Below are 5,164 nucleotides of genomic sequence, written 5' to 3'. Positions count from 1 at the left end.
CCGGCTTCCTGCCGGGTCGCGAGCAGGAGGCACGCGGCATCGTGCACGCCGGCCGCGCCATGCTGGACTCCATCGTCGACATCAGGACCCCGCGCATCCTCTTGATCCTCAGGAACGCCTACGGCGGGGCCTACGCCTCCTACAACAACTACCCGACCGGCGCAGACCTGGTGCTGGCACTCCCCACCACCCGCCTGGCCGTCATGGGTCCGGCCGGCAAGGAGTTCGTCTACAAGAACGAGCTCAGGAAGATCCGCAGCGAAGTGGTCGAGCGCGTCAAGCGCGGCACCCAGGAGAGGATCGAGGCTGGCGTCAAGCCGGAGCTGGCCAAGGTCGACGCCGAGAAGGAGGCAGCCGAGTGGCTGCGCGCCGAGGAGGCCGTACTCAACACCCGCTACGAGAAGGAGCTCATGAACCCGAAAGAGGCCCTTTCGCTCGGCTCCATCTCGTCGCTGGTCATGCCGACCGATCTCAGGAAAGTGCTGGGTGAAAACCTCAACTTCTTCCTGCGCCACTACAAACCGGGGCCGATGCAGGCCGTCCAGAGGGAGTTCCACTGATATGACTATTCAAAATTTGGAGCGCAAGGCGACCCGTCAACAGGCGGCAGCTCACCAGGAGCGCCCCCTGCGTCTTTTATCGTCACTGGAGAAACCGATGTCTCACGACAATTACTCACACAACCCGCTGGTGCACCGCGACCGGCGGCTTTCCAAATCGCCTTCGGCCTGGGTTCGCTCCTTCTCCTGCGAGGACCTCAAGCCGCTCATCGTCTGCCGCGGCCCCATCCGCATGGAAGCCATGGACGTCTACCAGGAGATGGGGATCACCCACTACGGCATCCTCCTTTCCGAGAAGGATTCCATCGTCTATGCCAACGCCCTGGCTCCCGAGCTGAGGAAGCTGACCGACTCCACCCGCGTGCACCGGGTGCCCGACTACACCGGTGCCAGCAAGGAGGAGCGCGTCGAGCGCATCCACCAGATCATCCGCATCGCCATCGATAACGGCTACGACTCCATCTTCGCCGGCTACGGCTTCATGGCCGAGGACGACGAGTTCGTGGGCGCCATCGAGCAGGCGGGGCTGAAATTCATCGGCCCCTGCGCTGCCACCCAGACCGGCGCCGGCAAGAAGGACGAGGCCAAGCGCACGGCGCTGTCGGTGAACGTCTCGGTCACTCCGGGTATCGACAACGTCACCGCCAAGACCCTGATCAAGAAGCACCCCACCCGCGAGCAGCTGTTGGCCCTGGTGACCTCCGAGGCGCTGGAGTGCGAGCAGTCCATCCTCGGCAACGCCAAACTCTCGCTGGAAGAGCTGGCCGACCACATCCTGTACGCCTCCTACAACAAAGGGATCGACCTCTTCTCCATCGAGGAACTCTGCGCACAGGTGCAGGAGGAAGTTGCCGGCATGCTGAAGCGCTTCCCGCAGAGCCGTGTCCGTCTGAAGGCGATCGGCGGCGGCGGCGGTAAGGGTCAGCGCCTCTTGGGTGCCGCCCTGCTCGGCGAGAAGAACCCGACCGACGCGATGATCGCCAAGGCTGCCGGCGAGGCTCCTGCGCTGGTGCGCGAGATCCTCAACGAGGTCAAGGCCAACGGCATCGGCGACAACAAGAACGTGCTGGTCGAGCTCAACATCGAGCAGACCCGCCACAACGAGATCCAGCTGATCGGCAACGGCGACTGGTGCCTGGCGCTGGGCGGCCGCGACTGCTCGCTGCAGATGCATGAGCAGAAGCTCCTGGAGGTCTCGGTCACCCAGGAAGGGCTGATGGCGGCCATCGAGAGCGCCAAGGCCGCCGGCAGGACTGCGGAAGTGAAGGCCCTGGAGAGCGACCTGAAGGTACTGAAGAGGATGGAAGAGGAATCCGAGCGTTTCGGCAAGGCCGTGGGCCTCGACTCCGCCTCCACCTTCGAGTGCATCGTCGACCGCGACCGTCACTACTTCATGGAAGTGAACACCAGGATCCAGGTGGAGCACCGGGTAACCGAGCTCTGCTACGCACTGAAGTTCGTCAACCCCGAGGACGCGAACGACTTCTTCGTGGTGGAAAGCCTGGTGGAGGCGATGGCTATCCTGGCCCGCCACAAGAAGCGGGTTCCCAAGCCGGAGCGCTTCGTCCGCTTCAACGCCGCCGTCGAGGCTCGCCTGAACGCCACCGACGCCTCCCTCTCCCCGCACGCGGGTGGCATGATCCGCTACTGGTCCAAGCCGATCGAAGGCGAGATCCGCGACGACCAGGGGATCAGCATGGTCAACCCGGACACCGGCCTGTTCATGAAATACAAGGTGGCCGGCGCCTACGACTCCAACATCGCGCTGCTCCTCACCAAGGGGAACGACCGCCTGGACAGCTATGAGAAGATGTCCGAGGTCCTGCGCGCCACCACCCTGCGCGGCACCGACCTGGCCACCAACCTGGAGTTCCACTACGGCCTGGTCAACTGGTTCCTGGGCAGAAACGTGATGGCCAAGCCGACCACCCGCTTCGTAGTCCCCTACCTGACCCTGGTCGGCACCCTGAAGGAAGTCGCCAACAAGATCGACCCGGTCTACGCCTTCCTGCAGATGAAGAAGCATTACCAGAAGCTGATCACCGAGATGTACGCGGATCAGCCGGAGGCGGCCGCCAAGGAAGCCAAGAACATGTCCACCCTCTTGGACCGCAAGGGGACCCTGATCACCCGTCCGATCGAGAGGTTGCTGGGTGACCCGCACCTGCTGTCGGGCTGGCTCTCCATCAACACCAAGAACTTCCGGATCGACAACGGCAAGGTGGTCTGGCTCAGGAACCCGATCGGGGTGCTGAACGAGACTTACGAGTACCTGCACATGAACCACCGTCCCCACAAGCCGGCGGCGGAGATCATCTGGAGCCACGACAACGAGCTCCTGCAGCAGGCGCTACGCTTCTCCAGGACCATCCGCGAGAAGTTCGGCCTGGCCCGCGACGAGTACCACACCCTGAACGAGATCCTGCAGAACGAGGAGCCGCAGGGCGGTTACGATGCGGAGACCTGGCAGCAGATCAGAAGCGCCCACTTCGGCTACGAGGCCGGACTGGAGCTGCTCGGCATGCTGTTCCTGATCGGCCAGCAGACCAAGTTCTGGGACCTGAAGGTCGAAGAGGACCTGGAGATCACCATCCCGGAATACCTGAACGACCCGGAGCTGCAGGCCCGCATGAAGAAGGTGCTGGTCCCGCCCCCCGCCACCAAGGCGGACGAGATCGTGGCGGTCTGCGGCGGCATGTACTACGGCCAGGAAGCACCCGGCATGCCTCCCTTCGTAACCGAGGGGATGCACTTCGAGAAGGGGCAGCCGCTCTACATCATCGAAGTCATGAAGATGTTCAACAAGGTGTACGCGCCCTTCTCCGGCACCATCGACAAGATCCTGATGACCGGCTCCGACGGCACCATCGTCTCGAAGGGGCAGCCGCTCTTCAAGGTCAGCCCGGACGAGAAGTTCGTGGAAGTCGACGCCACCGCGGTGGAGAAGGAAAAGCGCTCCATCACCTCCGAGTACCTGAAAGCGGTGCTGTAGGAATCGCTATCCTTTCAGCGACGCAAAAAGGCTCCGGATGAAAATCCGGAGCCTTTTTGCTATCAAAGGCCACCACTGACGACGGGGGCCTTTCTTTTCTTTTATAGGTTAGGCAGCGGCGAAGCAGAAATTGTCGCCTTCCACCGACGCTGAGAGCGCCTCCATGAAGGAGTCGGCCATCGGATCCTTCACTATCGCCATCACGCCATGGTTAACGGACCACATGGTGCCGCAGATCGTGCATTCCACCAAATCCTCAGTGAAGTTGCCGGCGCGTAAGTCGATTGCTACGTGGTCGTGATTCTTGCAAACGGGGCATTGCATCCCTGATCTCCTTTTCAAGCCTCCAAGGCTAGCTCATCTGTTTTATTTGGTAGAACTATAAACAAGCCGAAATCTTTTTGCAAGGTAATTTTTCAAAAAAACAACGTCAAAACAGCCAGTTACCCTTGTCAGGGGTTTTACAGGTCAGATCATCATTTTGTACACAAGAGAAAAACAAAACAAAATATCGACGCTATCACGCCTGATCCTGACTATAACCTGCCGTTTTCTCGATCTTTATCCTGTTTATATCGTTATTTTAAAAATAAAACACAACAAGCTAGGCCCGGCCCGCCGCTTTCTTGAAAGACCGGATTTTTTTCAGCAAGCTTCCGCGGGTAGAGGAGCGACCGGGTTATCCGGGCGATCCCCCTGCTGATTCCAAATGCGAACGCCAGGGCACGTAGGGACAGCCCCTCAAAGAGGCCTTAACTGAGTTCCTTCACATTGAACCTGTAAAAGGAAGCTCCCCGTGGCGCCCCGGCTCCCACCCTGTGCTGTTACCTATCTAATACAGTGGAGTCAGTCGCGAGCGCTGAGGCGACCACACAATCAGCGTCATTTGTTCACATAATCAAGCATTTAATAACATTATGCACACTATCTACTTCCTCACGACAGCCCCAGCAATCTCTCAGCGATAAGACAACCAATGGCAAAGTGCTTGTCGTTTCAGCAAAAAGTGAACTAAATAGGCGATTATCGCTTAATTTTCTTGCACACAATTTATTTTTAGGCTATTGTTGCGCACAGTGCTGGTACACCATTTTCATAAGGAAACTCTTATGTTTAGCAAGATAAATCATCTCGGCGTCGCTGTCCGCTCTCTGGAGGAGTCTCTGCCGTTTTATCGGGACTCCCTGGGAATGAAATTTAGCGGCACCGAAGAGGTCACCAGCCAGCAGGTTAAGGTGGCCTTTTTGACGATTGGGGAGTCGAAGATCGAGCTCCTAGAGCCGACCTCGCCGGAGAGCCCGGTGGCCAAGTTCCTGGAAAAGAACGGCCCCGGGGTGCATCACGTCGCCTACGAGGTCGAGGACATCGAGGCCGCCATCGCCCAACTCACCGAAAACGGCACCCGGATGATCGATGCGGCACCGCGCAAGGGGGCTCACGGCGCGCTGATCGCCTTCGTTCACCCCAAAAGCAGCGGCGGCGTGCTCACCGAGCTTTGCCAAAGCGCGCACTAAGCAGAAAAAGCCCGAATAGCGGCGCACTGTAACCGGGCTGTGACAAGGAGATGGTATAGAAGGGAATGACGCATTCGCCGGCTCTGACGGCGAGGTTA

4 protein-coding genes are annotated in these 5,164 nt (G+C 59.5%); 3 read left to right on the top strand and 1 reads right to left on the bottom strand.

The window, feature by feature from the left end; genetic code table 11:
• Together VJ604_RS11600 and VJ604_RS11595 are read left to right on the top strand one after the other, a co-directional pair.
• The coding region (locus VJ604_RS11600) for a carboxyl transferase domain-containing protein (RefSeq protein WP_324082625.1) at window positions 1–560 on the top strand (560 nt) is incomplete at its 5' end.
• A 97-nt stretch (window positions 561–657) separates the two neighbouring features.
• Window positions 658–3,552 carry an ATP-binding protein gene (locus VJ604_RS11595; protein ID WP_324082623.1) on the top strand — a complete coding sequence of 965 codons (2,895 nt, stop codon included), beginning with the start codon at window positions 658–660 and terminating at the stop codon, window positions 3,550–3,552.
• Between the two features lie 108 nt (window positions 3,553–3,660).
• On the opposite strand, the gene VJ604_RS11590 is transcribed toward VJ604_RS11595, so the two are convergent.
• Complete coding sequence (locus VJ604_RS11590) at window positions 3,661–3,876, bottom strand: hypothetical protein (RefSeq protein WP_324082621.1); 216 nt, start codon at window positions 3,874–3,876, stop codon at window positions 3,661–3,663.
• A 785-nt stretch (window positions 3,877–4,661) separates the two neighbouring features.
• Between VJ604_RS11590 and mce the strand changes: the two genes are divergently transcribed.
• A complete protein-coding gene (mce, locus tag VJ604_RS11585) occupies window positions 4,662–5,066 on the top strand; it encodes a methylmalonyl-CoA epimerase (protein WP_324082619.1) in 405 nt (134 codons plus the stop codon).
• Window positions 5,067–5,164 lie beyond the last annotated feature (98 nt).

Origin of the sequence: Geomonas sp., from assembly GCF_035254065.1 — a bacterium.
In the GTDB taxonomy this organism is placed as follows: domain Bacteria; phylum Desulfobacterota; class Desulfuromonadia; order Geobacterales; family Geobacteraceae; genus Geomonas.
The sequence above is the reverse complement of the archived record's forward strand: the minus strand, read 5'-3'. Positions and strand labels throughout refer to the sequence as shown.